This window comes from Xanthomonas hawaiiensis (assembly GCF_031834635.1).
Lineage (GTDB): Bacteria > Pseudomonadota > Gammaproteobacteria > Xanthomonadales > Xanthomonadaceae > Xanthomonas_A > Xanthomonas_A sacchari.
Map to the genome: position 1 here is coordinate 698,359 of NZ_CP115873.1, position 16,825 is coordinate 715,183.

The following is a 16,825-nucleotide window of genomic DNA, read 5'->3' on the forward strand; positions in this document are numbered from 1 at the left end:
TGCCGGTCCCTGCGTGCGCCTGCTGCCCCGTTCCGCGTCCTCGTCTTCCCTGTTGCGTTGCGTCCTGCTGCTGTTGTGGCTGTGCGCGGCGGTGGCCTCCGCCCAGCCGCAGGACGCCGCCGACGCGCCGCCGGACCCGCAGACCCTGCTGGACAACGCCGCCAAGTCGCTGAAGGACGCGCGCGGCCAGGAAGTGGATGCCGGCAACCAGGCCGCCTTCCAGGACCTGGTGGCGCAGGTGTCCGATGCCGCCAACGATGCGCAGAGCGCAGCCGATGCGCTCTCGCAGCAGTTGGCGCAGGTCAACGCGCGCCTGCAACAACTCGGTCCGGCCGCCACCGGCGATTCGCCCGACATCGCCGCACAGCGCAAGGCGCTGACCAAGCAGCGCGACGCGCTGGACTCGGGCGTCAAGCGCGGCAAGCTGATGGTGGTGGAGGCGCGTCAGCTGGCCGACGACATCGAACGCGCGCGCGCCGAGCATTTCAGCCAGGAGCTGTCGCTGCGCTCGCCCTCGCCGCTGTCGCCGACGCTGTGGAAGCAGATCGCCGACGACTTTCCCGACGACCAGGCCAAGCTGCTGGCGCTGTATGCGCTCGGCCAGCAGTCGCTGCAGGCCGCGATCGCCGAACATGGCAACGGCGCGCTCGGCATCGGCATCGCCGTCGCGCTGATCCTGCTGTTCCCGCTGCGCTACCTGCTGCGCTGGCTGGGCAAGCGCTACGCGGTGTCGCGCGCGCCGGGCAGCCGCCTGCGCCGCTCCGGCCTGGCGATCTGGTTCCTACTGCTGGGCACGCTGACCCCGGGCCTGGCCGCGCTGGCCCTGGCCGAGGCCCTGCGCAGCATCGATGCGGTGCCCGAGCGCCTGGATGCGGTGCTCAATGGATTCGTGTGGGTCAGCTTCGCCGCCGCCTTCATGGGCTCGCTCGGCGCCAGCGTGCTGCTGCCGAACCAGCCGAGCTGGCGCCTGTTCCCGATCGACGACGCCACCGCGCGGCGCCTGCGCAAGTACACCTGGGCCACTGCGGCGCTGGCCTGGCTCAGCAGCATGCTGCTGGTGATCAACCAGGCCGCGCGCACCAGCGACTCGGCCACCGTCGCCGCCGACGGGGTGATCGCGCTGGTCTACGGCGTGCTGATCCTGGCGACCCTGACCAGCCTGACGCGGCTGCGCCGGCGCCAGTACGCCGAGGCGGCGGCGCAGGCCCTGGCCAACGACCAGCCGCCGCCACCCGGCCAGCACGGCGGGGTGCTGGCGCTGATCGGCGTGCTGGTCAAGGTGGCGGTGGTGGTGGCGCTGCTGGCGGCGCTGCTGGGCTACCTGCACCTGGGCCTGTTCATCACCCGGCAGATCATCTGGATCACCATGATCGTCGGCGCGGTGCGGCTGCTGATGACCTTCGCCGACGACTTCGCGCTGTGGCTGTTCGCCAGCGAAGGCCGCATCGGCCGCGCCGCCAACGGCGCGCTGGGGGTGCGCTCGAGCAGCCTGGAGCAGGCCGGGGTGCTGACCTCGGCGTTGCTGCGGGTGGTGCTGCTGCTGATCGGCATCGGCGCGCTGCTGATGCCGTTCGGCACCAATGTCTCGATCATCTCGGACTGGTTCTCGCTGCTGTCCGATGGCATCCGCGTCAGCGACAAGGTCGTGCTGTACCCGGGTGCGATCGCGCGCTCGGTGCTGGTGCTGCTGCTCGGCCTGGCCGTCATGCAGTACCTGCATCGCTGGCTGACCCAGACCTATCTGCCCAAGACCGAGCTGGACGACGGCTCGCGCAACTCGATCAGCACGGTGGCGCGCTATGTCGGCATCATCCTGGCGGCGCTGTGGGCGCTGGCCGCGCTGGGCATCGGCCTGGAGCGGATCGCGCTGGTGGTCAGCGCACTGTCGGTCGGTATCGGCTTCGGCCTGCAGTCGATCACCCAGAACTTCGTGTCCGGCCTGATCCTGCTCGCCGAGCGCCCGGTCAAGATCGGCGACTGGATCAAGATCGGCGATCAGGAAGGCGATGTGCGCCGGATCAGCGTGCGCGCCACCGAGATCCAGGTCGGCGACCGCTCCACCCTGATCGTGCCGAACTCCGAACTGATCACCAAGACCCTGCGCAACATGACCCTGGCCGGGCCGCTGGGGCGGGTGCAGATCCAGTTCGCGGTGTCGTTGGGCACCGACGTGGTCAAGTTGCGCGCGTTGCTGCTGGAGCTGTATGCGGCGCATCCGGGCGTACTGGACGACCCGGCGCCGTCGGTGTTCATCGACTCCATCGCCAATGGCCACGTCACCCTCAACAGCTTCGCCTACGTGGCCTCGCCGCGGCTGACCTACGGCACCCGCAGCGAACTGTTCTTCGCCCTGCTGCAACGCCTGGCCGAGGAGGGCATCGCGCTGGAGTCGCCGCAGGAAGTGAAGCTGTTACGCGATCCGCAGGAGTAGCGGGGATTGGGGATTCGGGATTCGGGAGTGGTGGAGCGCGAAGCGGCTTGGCCGCCAGCTGCCGGTGCTGCAGGTCGCGGCTGAAGCCGCTCCTACGATTCCCCATTCCCGATTCCCCACTCCCGGCTTTCAGCGCCTCCCGCGCTCTTCGCGCGCGTGCGCCCGGCGGTCGAACAGCACCGCGCTGACCACGATGCCCAGCCCCAGCACCACGCCCAGCAGGAACAGCACCATCGCGATCGCCGGGTAGCCGAACAGCTTGCTGCCGGTGTCGATGCGCATCATCTGCGTGGAGGCCAGGATCAGCGCGGCGGTGACGATGCCGGCGGCGACGCGGTTGGCGATCTTCTGCAGGCTCTCCATCAGCCGCGATTCCTCCAGCCCGGCCACGCGCACCTGCAGGCGGTTCTCCGCGGCCAGGGTAAGGATGTCGGAGATGCGGCGCGGGCCCTCGCGCAGCAGCGCCTGCAGTTCCATCGCCTCGCTGGCCAGGTTGGCCGCCGACAGCGACTTCTTCAGCCGCGCGCGCATCACGTGCTGCAACTGGTCCTCGACCACCACGCGGGTGTCCAGGTGCGGCGACAGCGCCCGGCACACCGCTTCCAGGTTGAGCAGCGTCTTGCCGAGCAGGCTCAGCTCCGGCGGCGTGCGCAGCCCGTAGGCGGTGGCGATGCGCACCAGGTCCAGCACCACCCGGCCTTCGGACATGGCGTCGTGCGCGGCATAGCGGGCGATCATCTGCCCGGTCTCGCGCTGGTAGCGTTCCTCGTCGAAGTCCTCCAGGCGTGTGCTCAGCGCGATGGTTTCCTCGGCCACTTCCTCGCCGCGGCCGTCGACCGCCGCGAACAGCAGCTTGAGCAGGCGCTCGCGCAACTTCGGCGGCACGTGCGCGACCATGCCCAGGTCGAAGATCGCCAGGCGCCCGTCGGCGAGCACGCGCAGGTTGCCCGGATGCGGGTCGGCGTGGATCTCGCCGTGCACGAACATCTGGTCCAGGTAGCCGCGCACCAGCGCCGCGGCCAGGTCGTCCATCGGCTGCTCGGTGCGGCGCAGCCCGGAGATCTTGTCCACGCGCACGCCTTCGGCCAGCTGCATGGTCAGCACGCGGCGGCTGCACAGGTCCCACACCGGCTGCGGCACCCACAGCTGCGGGAACGGCTGCAGGTGCTCGCCGAAGCGCGCCAGGTTCTCGGCCTCGGCCTCGTAGTTCAGTTCGGCCAGCAGCGCCTTGCCGAACTCGGCCAGCCAGTCGGCGAAGCGGATGCGCCGGCCCAGTCCGGTGAGCTTGTCGGCGGCGCTGGCGAAGCTGCGCAGCACCTCCAGGTCCGCGCGCACCTGCGCGGCGACCTCGGGCTTCTGCACCTTGATCGCCACCGGGGTGCCGTCGCGCAGCGCGGCGCGGTGCACCTGCGCCAGCGAGGCGCTGCCCAGCGGGGTGTCGTCGAACGCGGAGAAGGCCTTGTTGATGCCGACGCCGAGTTCGGCCTCGACGATCTCGCGGATGCGTTCGCTCGGAATCGGCGTGGTGTTTTCCTGCATCCGCTCCAGGGCGGTGGCGAACTCCGGCGGCACCACGTCCGGGCGCGTGGACAGCATCTGCCCGAGCTTGACGAAGGTCGGGCCGAGCGCCTCCAGATCGGTGACGAACTGTTCCGGCGTCCCTTCCGGCGGCAGCTCGTGCTCGCCCTGGGCGGTCTCCATGTCCATGCCGGAAAACACCCCGGAGCTGCGGTAGCGCAGCAGCAGGCGCAGGATCTGGGTACGGCGGCTGAGGCCGCCGATCACGTGCGGTGTGGCCGCAGCGTCGGGCGTCGCGCTCAAAGTGGGCTCCGGGCAGGCGAAAGGCTGCGACGAGTGTGGCCACGGCCGGGTCGTCGCGCAGTGAATCCCGCGCGGTGTCGGGCCTGGTGCCGGGGATCGCAGGGACCAGGCCGCGGTGTCGCGGCGGCGTCGATCTGCCGGCGGCGGGATCGCCGGTGTCGCTGTCGCCCCCACGGCCGCGCCCGGTGGTCGGGCAGGGCGCCCGCGGCGTATCCTGCCGGGCATCGAGGGCGATGAGGCCGTGCGCAGTGCAGCGGGGCGAGCGGTGATGTCGGTCGGACGATGGCGACGTGGCAGACGGGCGCGGCGCATCGACCGATGGCAGGTGCCGCCAGCGACCCGACGCGCTGCACCGGGCGTTGTGCCACCACGCGCGCTCGGCGGGACACCCGACCGGTGAGATGGGGTCGGCTCGCGCTGCTGGCGGCCGCGGTGGTCGTGGCGCTGCTCGTGGTGGCCTGGCTGGGCGAGGACGGCGGCGGCATCGCCACCGAGGCGCGCGCGGCGCTGCGGGCGCTGGCACGCGCGCTGTTCTGACGCGCGGACGCTCGCTGGCCTCTGGCCCGCCGCCGCGGCCGGCCTTACCCTTGGCCTCCGCTGCCGCTGCCAGGAACGCCACCATGTCCTTCATCGTCTCGCATGCCGTTGGCCGTGCCCGTGTGCTGTCGATGCGTGCACGCCTGGCCTTGCTGCTCGTGTTGCTGTCGTCGACCGCGACCGCGACCGCCGCGACGCAGACCCAGCAGTATGCCGCCGACGACTTCGACGCCAAGGCCTTCGCTGCCAGCACGCACCGCCGTTACGACCTGCAGGACTTCTCCGATCGCTACCGCGCCACCTTGGAGATCGAGGACAGCGGCGAGGTGTTCCGCCCCGGCATCGTGCGCGTGTTCGCCCGCGGCAACGCCACGCCGCTGCTCGAGGTGGCCTCGCCGGAGCTGGTGCTGGACACCGATGCGAAGAGCGGCAAGGTCAAGGCCAACGTGCACGAGCTGCCGTACGGCGAGCAGAGCGTGCTGATCTACGAGGATTTCAATTTCGACGGGATCAAGGACCTGGCGGTGATGGACGGCCAGAACAGCTGCTATCACGGCCCGTCCTACCAGGTGTACCTGGGCACCGCCGACGGCTTCGAGGCCGATGCGGACTTCACCGACCTGGCGCAGAGCAACTGCGGCCTGTTCGAGGTGGATGCGCAGGCGCGCGAGCTCCACACCATGACCAAGGACGGCTGCTGCTGGCACCAGTACGCGACGTACGCGATCCGCGATGGTGAGCCGCTGCTGGAGAGCGAAACGGTCTTTGACGCGCGCGGCGAGGGGCCGGGACTGGCGCAGGAGACGGTGTATCGCGACCGTGGCGGCAAGCGCGTGCCCGACATGCACTACCTGTGGGACGAGGAAGGCGAGACGGCGGTGGGCCAGCGCAAGATCCTGCTCGAGTTTCGACTGGCGCCGGGCGGCAAGCGCATCGTGGTGTTCGCCAATGTCGGCGACGGCGCCAGCAGCACGCCGTTCTACGCGGCGCTCGGCGCGCAGCAGCGGGTGGACCTGCTGTATCCGGCTGCGCAGGGCGAGGCGATGGACTACGACGCCGACCGCCATCTGCTCAGCTTCGTGCGTGGCGACACCACCTACCGCATCGTCGGCAATGCACAGGGCGTGCCGCAGCGCATGGAGGTGGTGACGCGCGGCAAGACCCAGCCGTTGGCGCTGCAGCCCGGCTCGGTGCACGGATCGCTGCAGGCGGTGGCGCAGGTGCTGGAGGCGGCGTCCGCGGAGTAGTGAGCGACGGGGCGTTGCTCCCAGGGCGCTGGCGATTCCGACTTGCGCGCGTCGGGACTGAAGTCCCTCCCACAGTGCACCCGGGCAGCCCATTGCAGCTTCGATGGCGCTCTCTGTAGGAGCGGCTTCAGCCGCGACCGGCGTTGCCGGGGATGCCTGTCGCGGCTGAAGCCGCTCCTACAACGAGGGCGGGCGCGGCTCCGATCCCTGGTGGATTGCATGCGGAGCGCCTGCGTGTGCGGCGATGACGCCATGCACAACGCGTGTAGTGCGTCGTAGGAGCGGCTTCAGCCGCGACCGGCGTTTCCGAACACGCGTGCCGCCCTGATCGACCCAAGCCTGCCTCGCGCTGCATCGGCCGACCCGACCGGCTGCTTCACCGCCACGCCGCGAACGCGCGCGCCACCGCTTCGGCGCCGGGGTCGATCACCCCACGCAAGGCATCCGCCGGCACCGCGGCCGCGCGGCCGGCGCCGGCGCGGATGAGCTGTGCGGTGGCATCGGCGCCCGCGCGGGCGGCGTGCGCAGCGGCGTCCACGCCTGCGCCCTGCGCCAGGGCGTCCAGCGCCGGCAGCAGTGCATCGAGCAAGGTGCGGTCGCCGCGTTGCGCGCCGCCGTAGTGCTGCATCCGCGCCACGCCGGCCTGCAGCGCCTGCACCCAGTCGCGTCCGTCCGCCAGGGCGCCGGCGGCGGTGGTGAACAGGATCGACAGCAGCACGCCACTGGAGCCGCCCATGCTGTGCTCGATCGTCGCCGCCAGGCCGCGCGCCAGTGCCGCGGCGTCGCCGGTGGCCAGCGCATCGGTGTCCAGTGCCTGCTGCAGGGCGCGCGCGCCGGCGGCGAAGGTGCTGCCGGCGTCGCCATCGCCGCTGCGCGCGTCCAGCGCGTCCAACTCCGCCTGCGCGGCGATCAGCGCCTGCGCCACCCGCGCCAACGCGGCGGCGCACTGCGCATCGCGCCTACCATCGCGGTGGCTATCGTCGCGCTTCAGCGCCGGAGCGAAGGTCTGGACTGCATGCGGCACGCGCACGCCGGGCCAGCCCAGGGTCTGCACCGGCGCCTGCAGTGCGGCGAGCACGTCGGCATCGGCCGGGGCGAGGGTGATCGAGAAGCCGTGCATGTCCATCGAGGTCATCAGCGCTGCCGGCACCGGCATCAGCGCGACCCGCTCGACGCCGATGCGCTGCAGCACCAGCCGCGTCAGCACGCCCAGTTCCTGCGTCGAGCAGCCGCCGAGGTCGTTGAGCATCAGCACCAGCGGCGCGTCGGCGCCGAGGCGGGCATCGGCCTGCGCCAGCAGCGGATCGAGCACCAGCGCCAGTGCCTCCTCCACTGTGCCGGGCTGCACCGGCCGCGCGCCCGGCTCGTTGTGGATGCCCAGGCCCAGTTCCGGCGCGCGGCGGCCGACCTGCTGGCCCGGCACGCTGCAACTGGACAAGGCCATGCCCAGCGACAGCAGGCGGTCGGCGAAGGCCTGGCCGCGCTGCGCCAGTTCGGCCAGCGGCACGCCCTCGCGCGCCAGGTGGCCCACGTACTTGTGCACCAGTACGGTGCCGGCGATGCCGCGCGGCTGCGCGGCGTCGGGCAGGGCGATGTCGTCGGCGACCAGCACGCTGGCCACGTCGATGCCCTCGGCGCGTGCGCGCTCGGCGGCCAGGCCGAAGTTGAGCCGGTCGCCGGTGTAGTTCTTGATCACCAGCAGCACGCCGGGCGCGTCGGCGCAGGCGCGGATCGCCGCCAGCACCGCCTCCACCCCGGGCGAGGCGAACAGGTCGCCGGCGATGGCGCCGCTGAGCATGCCCGGGCCGACGAAGCCGGCATGCGCCGGCTCGTGCCCGGCGCCGCCGCCGGACAGCACCGCGACCTGGCGCGGATCGCGCGCGGCCTGCAGCACGATGCGGGTGCCGCTGTCGGTTTCCGATAGCAGCAGCGGTTGCAGCATGGCCGCGGCCGCGAGCACGTCGTCGACGATGGCGCGGGGCGCGGTGAGGAACTGGTCCATGGCGTCTCCTTGTCGGTGCGGGGCTGCGCCGCAGGGTAGCCGAGTGCGGGTGAGGCCGTGGCGCGCGGCGCCGGCATGCGATCTCGGCGAGAATGGCGCCGACCTTTCCGGCAGGAACGTGCATGGCCCGCACCAGCCTGTTCAGCTTGTTCGGCGCGCTGGCGTCCACCTTGGACGAGGCCGCGCATCGCGCGCCGGCGCAAGCGCGCGCGGTGGCGGCGGCGCCGATCGGGCGCGCCTGGTGGCTGCTGGGCAGGGCGTTCCGGAATGCGCTGCTGGGCAAGCTGGTGCTGGTGCCGGTTTTGCTGGCGATCTACGCCCTGCTGCCGCCGCCCTCGCTGTTCGGGTCGGACGACGGCGGAATGTCTCAGCTGACGCTGGGGCTGTTGTGCCTGTGCGGGATGTACCAGAGCTACGAAAGCCTGGAGTGGCTGGCGCGCTCCTGGCGCCGCCCGGCGGCCGACCCTGGTGCCGAAGACGACGCCCGGATCGCCGGGCTGCTCAAGGGCGCGATGCGGACCGATGTCGTGGTGTCGATCCAGTGCATCGCCGTGACCGGCCTGCTGCTGTCCTCTGCGCCGTTCGCGATCCGCGCGCTCGGCGTGGCGCTGGTGGCAGCCGCACTGACGCTGGCCATGTATGCGCCGATCGCCGCGATCGTCCTGCTCGCCGACCTGGGCCTGCGCGTGCACGGCACGGGCGGTCGCATCGCAGCGCCGGGGCGCGTCCTGCTGGCGCTGGCGCCGCGGCTGTTGCGTGGCCTGGCGCTGCTCGCCGTGGCGGTGTCGCTCGTGTTCGGCGCGGCGTCGGCGGTCTACGCGGGACACGCGTTGCTCTTCCCGTCCCCGTCCCAAGGCGTCATCGACTAGCCTTACGCGTGCCGTCGACAGGGGGTGCCCTGCCGCGGCCGGCCCATCGCGCGGCGGAATCGGCGAGAATCGCCGCTCATCCCGAATGGAATCCCCGCATGGCCGGCGCCAGCCTGTTCACCCTGCTCGACGACATCGCCACCCTGCTCGACGACGTGTCGCTGCTGACCAAGGTCGCGGCCAAGAAGACCGCCGGCGTGCTCGGCGACGACCTGGCGCTGAACGCGCAGCAGGTGACCGGGGTGAACGCCGACCGCGAACTGCCGGTGGTGTGGGCGGTGGCCAAGGGCTCGCTGCTGAACAAGGCGATCCTGGTGCCGGCGGCGCTGGCGATCAGCGCCTGGCTGCCGTGGGCGATCACCCCGCTGATGATGATCGGCGGCGCGTTCCTGTGCTTCGAGGGCGTGGAGAAGCTGGCGCACCGTTTCCTGCATTCGAAGGAAGAGGATGCGGAACGTCACGCGCAAAAGGTGCAGGCGCTGGCCGACCAGCAGGTGGACGTGGTGGCGCTGGAGAAGGACAAGGTCAAGGGCGCGATCCGCACCGATTTCATCCTCTCGGCGGAGATCATCGTACTGTCGCTGGGCGTGGTCGCCGGCGTGCCGCTCCTGCAGCAGCTCACGGTGCTGGTGGCGATCGCGCTGGCGATGACCGCCGGCGTCTACGGACTGGTCGCCGGCATCGTCAAGCTCGACGACCTGGGCCTGTACCTGAGCCGCAAGGGCGCCGCCGCCGCGACCATCGGCCGCGGCCTCCTGTGGCTGGCGCCGTGGTTGATGCGCACGCTGTCGGTCGCCGGTACCGCGGCGATGTTCCTGGTCGGCGGCGGCATCCTGGTCCACAGCATCGGCCCGCTGCACCACGCCATCCAGGCCATCGCCCCGAGCGGCGGCCTGGGCAGCCTGGTGCTCGCCCTGGGCAACGCCTTGGTGGGAATCGTGGCCGGCGCCTTGGTGCTGGCGGTGGTGTTGGGCGTCAAGAAAATGCACGCAAGCCGCGATTCTTAACAGCAAAAGCTGCTAGTCGATGGCAAGGACTTCACGCACGGTACGATGCGCGTTACGAAGTAGTGTATGAATTGTTCCATGAGTTGCGTACTTCTCCTTCTCTTAGTGGTTGGCTACAAATATTTTCAACTGCAAGGACTGGTTGAAATTCGAGCAAGGAAGGCGACGACTTGACCAGTTACGTCGCTTAGCACGCATGATCTACATGATCAGAATTTTAGTAGTAGACCTTCATCTCGCTTGTAGCATATGCCTATCGATAAAGAATTCTTTTGCATTGCGCTTCACACAGCCAAGAGCACGGCAGGTAGCCAAAATAAGCAGCTGCCGCAAAGAAGCAAGCTAGGCATTGCACGGATGGGCCCAAAAGAAAGCCTTCCCAAAGCCAAATCTAGGTAGTAAGCTTCATTCTAGGGGGCAGGCTTTTCCTCTCGTGTAACGAGGGCGGCTCTGACAATTAACGGCTTCGGCTGTTGGGCTACGGCCTACTGATCCCAAGGGATGTTCAACGGTACTCAATATTCCCTGCCCCCTCTTTTCCTTTCTCACTTCAGCTGGAGTAGGGCAGTGAAGGACAATGTGTGGTTCACATATAAAGCTCGTATCAAAGCCCAGGAACGCTTGGAGTGGATGGATTTCCATTCTCAGAATCTTTTGGTGTGGTACGCAATTCTTAGCGCTGTCGTGGCCACGCTTACAATCAGGTACCCAGATCTGCTAGGAAAGGACACGGATCTGCTGACTACAGTCCTTTCAATCTTTCTTCTCGCAATATCGCTATCCGTTGCGAATCGAGACTTCCGCGGCCGCGCTATATTAATGAGGAGGAATTACCAGCGCTTGCATAGGTTGTATAGCACCATGAATGGGCCATCAGCATCACCAGCGGAGATTGAAACGTATAGCAATCTTCTTCGGGATTGTGAGAATCATAAAAGTATCGACGACATTCTTGCGCGGATTGGCTCAAACAACCTGACAAGTAGAGAGCCTTCTACTAAGGAAGTTATTGTGGGGTACGGAGTGTTGATTCGCCGCTATGCTCTCACTGGCTTGCTCTACATAGCTCCAGTAATTGTTGCTGCATCTTTTTGGATCCAGTCACAATGAAGGCTCCTCAGAGTTTCAAGAAGAGATTTTCAAAAGATAACTTAATTCAGATTTATAGCGATAGGATTGTCAATTCTGCAGCAATCGGGATCGATAGGATTCGTGCCATCAGATTTGGGGAGAATCTTTCTGATGAGATATCGTTGATTTACCTTAAAGTACATGGGGATAAGTACAAGTTTACTGCATATAAAGAAAAGCTTATTTCAAAAGGGGCTCAATCAAATCCTCGCCAGATATCTATACCGACTGTTCGAGATAGGATAACTCTTAGGGCGCTATGTGAATGCCTTGGGGATGTCTACCCTGAGGCAAAGTTAAAATTGCCCCACGCTGTTATCGATGCACTGAAAGCCAATATAAAATCTGGCATTTATGTTGAATTCGCAAAGATTGATCTTCAGAAGTTCTACCCGTCGATCCCGCACAAGCTAGTATTAAGTAGTACGTGGAACAGGATTCGAAAACGCGAAATTCGGTCGCTAATTAGTAAGGCGATTTCCACGCCAACAGTCTCGGAGTCGAGAGGGTCGTCTAATATCGCGAACAATGACCGTGGTGTTCCACAAGGGCTTGCTGTATCCAATCTTCTCGCTGAGATATCAATGTTGGAGGTCGACAAGACCTTTTCTGCTGAGTCAGGAATATGGTATTGCAGATATGTTGATGATATTTTGATTCTTGCCTCTCAGGGGAAAGCCGAAGAGGCTGCGGAGAAAATAATTCTTCGGCTGAAAAAAATGGGATTGACAGCCCATCCCCCTGGGCCAAATTCCAAGACAAAGATTGGAGTTCTTAGCGAACAATTCAGTTTTCTCGGGTACGTAATAAGTAATAATCAAGTTAGTATCCGTCGCGAGAGTATACTTCGATTTGAGTCTTCCATAGCAAAAATCCTTACCGCTTACAAACACAAGGCTTCATCCCTTGCAAATGCAAAGGATCAGGAGCGTGCTCTAGCGTACTGCAAGTGGAAAATAAATTTGAGAATAACCGGCTGCACTTTTAATGGAAAAAGGCTTGGGTGGGTTGCATATTTTTCTCAAATTACGACTACCTCGCAGCTTCGCTCCATAACTTGGACTATTTCAAATTTGCTCTTGCGTTTTAAACTTGAACACAAGATCAAGCCGAAATCTCTCATCAAGACCTATTACGAGTTGACGAATAGAGGTATAGGTTCTGGCTCGTATATTCCCAATTTTGATGCGCTTACTATTTCTCAAAAGCGGGATCGTCTAGCTATGTGGATTGGTGATCGGGTTAACGCCATGTCAGATGAGAGGGTCGAAAGGCTTTTGTCTATTAAGATCACAAAGGCGGTCAGAGACCTCGAAACTGACATAGCGCAGTCCTCTTAGCGCTAGGGCACGGATGGCTACTTTCCCAAGTCCAAGTGGAATGGGGTCGGAACCCAGTCATCAGTGCCGTCCAGATGATTCGTGGAAAAATATGAAGGTCTCGGCTTTAGTTTTTCGATCGGGAAAGGATATCGACTGGGGGTGTGAAGCAAGGTCGCTTTATTCTCGGTTTTCAGAGTCCTATAAAGCGGTTGGGTCCCGTCTAATCCGCCGACACCACCCGATTCTTGCCGGCCTTCTTGGCCTCATACAGCGCACGGTCGGCGCGACGGATCAGCGCATCCTGCGCTTCGCCAGGGTGGCGCAATGCCACGCCGGCGCTGAAGCTGACGAACACGCGCTGGTCTTCGTGCACCACCGCGCGCTGGGCCAGCGCGCGCTGCACGCGCGTCACCGCCGCACTGGCCTCGAAGATCGTGCAGTCCGGCATCAGCAGCACGAATTCCTCGCCGCCGAAGCGGGCGATGGCGTCGCTGGCGCGCAAGGTCGTTCGCGCCACTTCCACCACGTGGCGCAGCGCGCTGTCGCCGCCGGGGTGGCCGTAGGTCTCGTTGAGCTGGCGGAAATCGTCCAGGTCCAGCATCGCCACGCACAGCGGCTGCGCGCTGCGCTCGGTACGCACCAGCTCGCGCGCGAACAGGTCCTCCAGCCCACGGCGGTTGAGCGCGCCGGTGAGCTGGTCGACCCGCACCAGGCCGCTGACGTCCTGCAGTTCCTGCTCCAGGCGCAGGATGCGCTGTTCGGCCGCCTCCACCTCCTGGCGTGCGGCGATCAGGTGATCGCGCGCGCGCAGCGCCTGATCCTGCACGTGGCTGGTGTCCTGCAGCACTTCCTGCAGCAGGCGGTTGAGGTCGGCGATGCTGCGCGCGTCGCGGATGGTCTGCGAATAGTCGGCGATGCGGTCGTGGAATTCGCCGGTGCTGGCGGCCATGCCGTCCAGGTCCGCGACGAAGGTCAGCATCAGGTCCTTCATCGCCTCCTTGGATTCGGCGATGCCCTGCTTGAGCAGGCCCTGCTTGTAGATCACCTCGCGCAGGCTGCCGCGCGCCTCCTCGATCGAGTAGCGGTCCAGTGGCCCGGCGATCAGGTCGCGCACCACTGCGATCTGGCCCTGCAGCCAACTGGTGTCGTCGAGCAGTTCGCCCACGTTCTCCAGCAGCAGGTCGAACAGGCTCAGCAACAGCGCCTGCTGCTCCTGGCCGTCGTTGGCGCGCAACGCGATCTGGTGGCACAGCTCGCGCACCTGCTGCGCGACCGGTTCCAGCGGCTGCCCGGGGCGCCACTGGCGCAGCGCCTCGCCGCTGGCCTCGGCCTCGCCGGCCAGCTCGGGCAGGGTGTGCAGCAGCGCCGCCAGCGCGCCGGCCACGGTCTGCCGCAGCAGGTCGCGCAGGCGCTCGCTGTCGCTGGGCCCGGCCAGCGGGTCGTCGACGTCGATGGTGCGGATGTACTTGTCGATCAGTTGGCGCAGCGCGCGGCCGTAGCTGGGCCAGTCGCCGCTGCTCGCTGCCGATTGCAGGCGCCGGCCCATGTCGCCCAGTTCGCCGTGCAGCGCCGCCATGCCGTCGGCGAAGGCGCCGAGCAGGCCCAGCGGCTCGTGCGCCTGCTGGAACAGGCGGATCAGCGCGGCAGTGGCGGCAGCCGGGTCGGTCGCCGCCTCTGCAGGCGTCGCCGCGTGGCCGTGCTTGTGCCCGTGGCCATGCCCCTGCGCCCGCGCAGGCAGCGTCGCGGGCGCCGCCGGATCGCGCCGACGCGGCGACAGCAGCTTGCGCAGTCCGCTGATCGGCGGCTCGTCGCGTTGGTCCGACATGCCAGCCGGCTCCTCCCAGTCAATGCGCCGCCCATGCTGGCGCTCAGGAACTGGATATCGGCGCCGACGCTGCGCGCTTGAGCCGGCGGGTGGTGGGTCTGTGAAGAAGACTCCATTGCGGTCGTACCCTCACCCCCAGCCCCTCTCCCGGTGGGAGAGGGGAGTGGCGCGGGCGGCGGCGGAACTCGTGAGCACGGCGGCGATCCCTTCTCCCTCCGGGAGAAGGTGCCCCGAAGGGGCGGATGAGGGTGCGGTTCGCTAGGGGAGGTGTCTGGGGAAAATGTTCCCTGGCCGCCGCACCCTCACCCCCAACCCCTCTCCCGGAGGGAGAGGGGAGCGCGTGCCGCGGCGCTGTGCAGAACGGGCACGACGCTGGCACTCTGGCGGCCGCGCCTGCCGCGGCGCGTCCAAGACCTCCATGGAGACTGCGCATGGCCGATTCCCGCGAACCCCTGCTGCACCCGGTCCCGATCCTGTCCCTGCGGCCCACGCAGATGACCGTGGGCATGCGCGAGGTCAAGGAGAAGCGCAGGCGCTGGCGCGCGCACGCGTCGAAGCACAAACAGGCCGAGTTGCTCGGCAAACACATGATCCCGGTGGTGCTGGGGCCGGACGGCAAGTACTACGTGGTCGACCACCACCACCTGGCGCGGGCGCTGCACGACGAAGGGGTGGAGGACATCCTGGTCACGGTGATCGCCGACCTCAGTGTGGTCGACAAGGGCGCGCTGTGGAGCGTGCTGGATCATCGTCGCTGGGCCTATCCCTACGACGCCAAGGGCGAGCGCCGCCCGTTCAAGGACATGCCCACGTCGATCGCCGACCTGAAGGACGACCCCTACCGCAGCCTCGCCGGCGAGGTCCGGCGCGCGGGCGGCTACGCCAAGGACACCACGCCGTTCAGCGAGTTCCTGTGGGCCGATCTGTTCCGCCGCCGGCTGCGGCGCCGCGACGTCAAGCAGGATTTCGCCCGCGCCGTGGAAACCGCACTCGCGCTCGCCAAGAGCCGGGACGCGAGCTACTTGCCCGGCTGGTGCGGGCCGTTGTCCGACGACTGATCCGGCGGGGTGTCATGCGCCGGCCTGCCGCCCAGGAGCGCGTGCAAGGCGCGTTCGACGCGCCCGCCGAACAGCAGGATGACGAAGGCGATGGCCAGCGACACCGCCACGATCTGCCACTGGCCGGCGCCGCACATGATGCCGACGCAGGCGGTCAGCCAGACGCAGGCGGCGCTGGTCAGGCCGTGGACCCGCACGTGCTTCTCGACGTGATAGATGACGCCGGCACCGAGGAAACCGATGCCGGTCAGGATGCCCTGGATGACGCGGCTGCCGGCATCGGTGAAACCGCCCTTGCCGAGCGGGTCGGCCAGCAGCACCACCATCGCGGTGGCCAGGCCCACCAGTCCCAGCGTGCGGATCCCGATCGGCTTGCCGTGCAGGTCGCGGTTCAACCCGATCGCCGCGCCGGCGAGGGCGGCGATGCCCAGGCGCACGGCGATGTCGGACAGTTCGATCAAGGCAGGTCTCCTGGTGGATGCGCCGCGGTGGGCGCCCGGCTCATCTTAGGCAACCCGGCCGCGGGCGCTGCGTGCACGCTGTCGGCCGACGTCAGAGCGCGGCGCGGACCTCGTCCAGGCGCGGCGGGTTGGCGCCGGCGCGGGTGCAGTTGATCGCCGCGGCGGCCACGCAGAACTGCAGCAGGCGCTCCAGTGCGGCCGGCTCGCTGCCCAGCGCCGTCAGCGCCGCGGGGTCGGGCAACTGCTGCAGCAGCGCGGCCTGGAAGCTGTCGCCGGCGCCGACGGTGTCGGCCACCTGCACCACGCGGCCGGGCACGCGCGCCTCGCTGTCGCCGCGCCAGGCCACCGCGCCGTCGCCGCCGAGGGTCATCACCACCAGCGACGGCCCCTGCTGCAGCCAGCTGCGGGCGACAGCGAACGGATCCTGCTGCGGATACAGCAGCTCGATGTCTTCCTGGCTGACCTTGACCACGTGCGCCAGCGCGATCCAGCGCGCCAGTCGCGCGCGCCACACCGCCATGTCCGGCTCCACCGTGGGCCGCACGTTCGGGTCCAGCGAGATCAGCCGCTGCCCGCGCTCGCGTTCGGCCAGCGCCTGGAAGGTGCTGGCGGTGGTCTCGGCGACGAGGGTGTAGGAGCCGAAATGCAGGCCACCGACCCGCGCGTCCAGCGCCGGCAGGTCGGCCTCGGTCAGCGCGCGATCGGCGCAGCCGGTGCCGTAGAAGGCGTAATTGGGCACGCCGCTCGCGTCCAGCGCGACCATCACCAGGGTGGTCGCCTCGCGCTTGTCGATGCAGTAGTCCAGGGCGACGCCTTCGCCTTCGAGCGTGGCGCGCAGCTGGCGGCCGAGCGGGTCGGTGGACAAGCCGGTGAACAGCGCCGACGGCGCGCCCAGGCGGGCCAGGCCGATCGCCACGTTGAACGGCGAACCGCCCTGGCGCGCGGTCATCCCGACCGAGGTGCCGGCGTAGCCGTCGATGAAGATGTCGTACAAGGCCTCTCCGCACACCACGAACATCGAACCGCTCCTCGTCAGGTTGCAGCGCGCCGGCCGGCGCGATGGGGCGGCTATTGTGGCGTACCTGCTGCGGCGCGGCGACCGTGTGGGGGTGGG

Annotated in this window: 13 protein-coding genes; 8 read left to right on the plus strand and 5 right to left on the minus strand. The window is 67.3% G+C overall.

Annotation, left to right across the window (positions count from 1 at the left end; translation table 11 throughout):
- Positions 1 to 13 precede the first annotated feature (13 nt).
- Positions 14 to 2,431, plus strand: coding sequence for a DUF3772 domain-containing protein (locus tag PG878_RS03095; RefSeq protein WP_425611757.1), 2,418 nt, complete (start codon positions 14 to 16; stop codon positions 2,429 to 2,431).
- A 129-nt stretch (positions 2,432 to 2,560) separates the two neighbouring features.
- On the opposite strand, the gene PG878_RS03100 is transcribed toward PG878_RS03095, so the two are convergent.
- Positions 2,561 to 4,252 carry an ABC1 kinase family protein gene (locus tag PG878_RS03100; RefSeq protein WP_209032229.1) on the minus strand — a complete coding sequence of 564 codons (1,692 nt, stop codon included), beginning with the start codon at positions 4,250 to 4,252 and terminating at the stop codon, positions 2,561 to 2,563.
- A gap of 396 nt (positions 4,253 to 4,648) precedes the next feature.
- Here PG878_RS03100 and PG878_RS03105 point away from each other — a divergent pair, with 396 nt between their 5' ends.
- Together PG878_RS03105 and PG878_RS03110 are read left to right on the plus strand one after the other, a co-directional pair.
- Positions 4,649 to 4,789 (plus strand): hypothetical protein, encoded by a 141-nt coding sequence (locus PG878_RS03105; RefSeq protein WP_209032228.1) that lies wholly within the window; start codon positions 4,649 to 4,651, stop codon positions 4,787 to 4,789.
- 83 nt (positions 4,790 to 4,872) lie between these two features.
- Positions 4,873 to 6,036, plus strand: coding sequence for an XAC2610-related protein (locus PG878_RS03110; RefSeq protein WP_209032227.1), 1,164 nt, complete (start codon positions 4,873 to 4,875; stop codon positions 6,034 to 6,036).
- 376 nt (positions 6,037 to 6,412) lie between these two features.
- Here the strand turns inward: PG878_RS03110 and PG878_RS03115 are convergent, their stop codons facing one another.
- Positions 6,413 to 8,038 (minus strand): dihydroxyacetone kinase subunit DhaK, encoded by a 1,626-nt coding sequence (locus PG878_RS03115; RefSeq protein WP_209032226.1) that lies wholly within the window; start codon positions 8,036 to 8,038, stop codon positions 6,413 to 6,415.
- Between the two features lie 122 nt (positions 8,039 to 8,160).
- On the opposite strand from PG878_RS03115, the gene PG878_RS03120 reads away from it, so the two are divergent.
- The 4 genes from PG878_RS03120 to PG878_RS03130 all read left to right on the plus strand — a co-directional run bounded on the left by PG878_RS03120 (position 8,161) and on the right by PG878_RS03130 (position 12,385).
- Positions 8,161 to 8,907, plus strand: a complete 747-nt coding sequence (locus PG878_RS03120; protein ID WP_209032225.1) for a DUF808 family protein — start codon at positions 8,161 to 8,163, stop codon at positions 8,905 to 8,907.
- Positions 8,908 to 9,005: 98 nt separating this feature from the next.
- Positions 9,006 to 9,914 carry a DUF808 domain-containing protein gene (locus PG878_RS03125; protein ID WP_209032224.1) on the plus strand — a complete coding sequence of 303 codons (909 nt, stop codon included), beginning with the start codon at positions 9,006 to 9,008 and terminating at the stop codon, positions 9,912 to 9,914.
- A gap of 501 nt (positions 9,915 to 10,415) precedes the next feature.
- Complete coding sequence (locus tag PG878_RS20810) at positions 10,416 to 11,024, plus strand: SLATT domain-containing protein (RefSeq protein WP_425611758.1); 609 nt, start codon at positions 10,416 to 10,418, stop codon at positions 11,022 to 11,024.
- Entirely contained in the window at positions 11,021 to 12,385 is a 1,365-nt protein-coding gene (locus PG878_RS03130) for a reverse transcriptase domain-containing protein (protein ID WP_209032222.1), read from the plus strand. The genes PG878_RS20810 and PG878_RS03130 overlap by 4 nt, the downstream gene beginning before the upstream one ends.
- A gap of 202 nt (positions 12,386 to 12,587) precedes the next feature.
- On the opposite strand, the gene PG878_RS03135 is transcribed toward PG878_RS03130, so the two are convergent.
- Positions 12,588 to 14,192 (minus strand): GGDEF domain-containing protein, encoded by a 1,605-nt coding sequence (locus tag PG878_RS03135; protein WP_209032221.1) that lies wholly within the window; start codon positions 14,190 to 14,192, stop codon positions 12,588 to 12,590.
- A 431-nt stretch (positions 14,193 to 14,623) separates the two neighbouring features.
- Between PG878_RS03135 and PG878_RS03140 the strand changes: the two genes are divergently transcribed.
- The gene (locus tag PG878_RS03140; protein WP_209032220.1) at positions 14,624 to 15,250 is read left to right on the plus strand and encodes a ParB-like protein; all 627 of its coding nucleotides are present in this window, start codon (positions 14,624 to 14,626) and stop codon (positions 15,248 to 15,250) included.
- Here the strand turns inward: PG878_RS03140 and PG878_RS03145 are convergent.
- Both PG878_RS03145 and PG878_RS03150 read right to left on the minus strand, forming a co-directional pair.
- The gene (locus PG878_RS03145; RefSeq protein ID WP_209032219.1) at positions 15,211 to 15,711 is read right to left on the minus strand and encodes an MgtC/SapB family protein; all 501 of its coding nucleotides are present in this window, start codon (positions 15,709 to 15,711) and stop codon (positions 15,211 to 15,213) included. The two genes, PG878_RS03140 and PG878_RS03145, sit on opposite strands and share 40 nt — an antisense overlap.
- 91 nt (positions 15,712 to 15,802) lie before the next feature.
- The gene (locus tag PG878_RS03150) at positions 15,803 to 16,729 is read right to left on the minus strand and encodes a carbohydrate kinase family protein (protein WP_209032218.1); all 927 of its coding nucleotides are present in this window, start codon (positions 16,727 to 16,729) and stop codon (positions 15,803 to 15,805) included.
- Between the last annotated feature and the right edge of the window lie 96 nt (positions 16,730 to 16,825).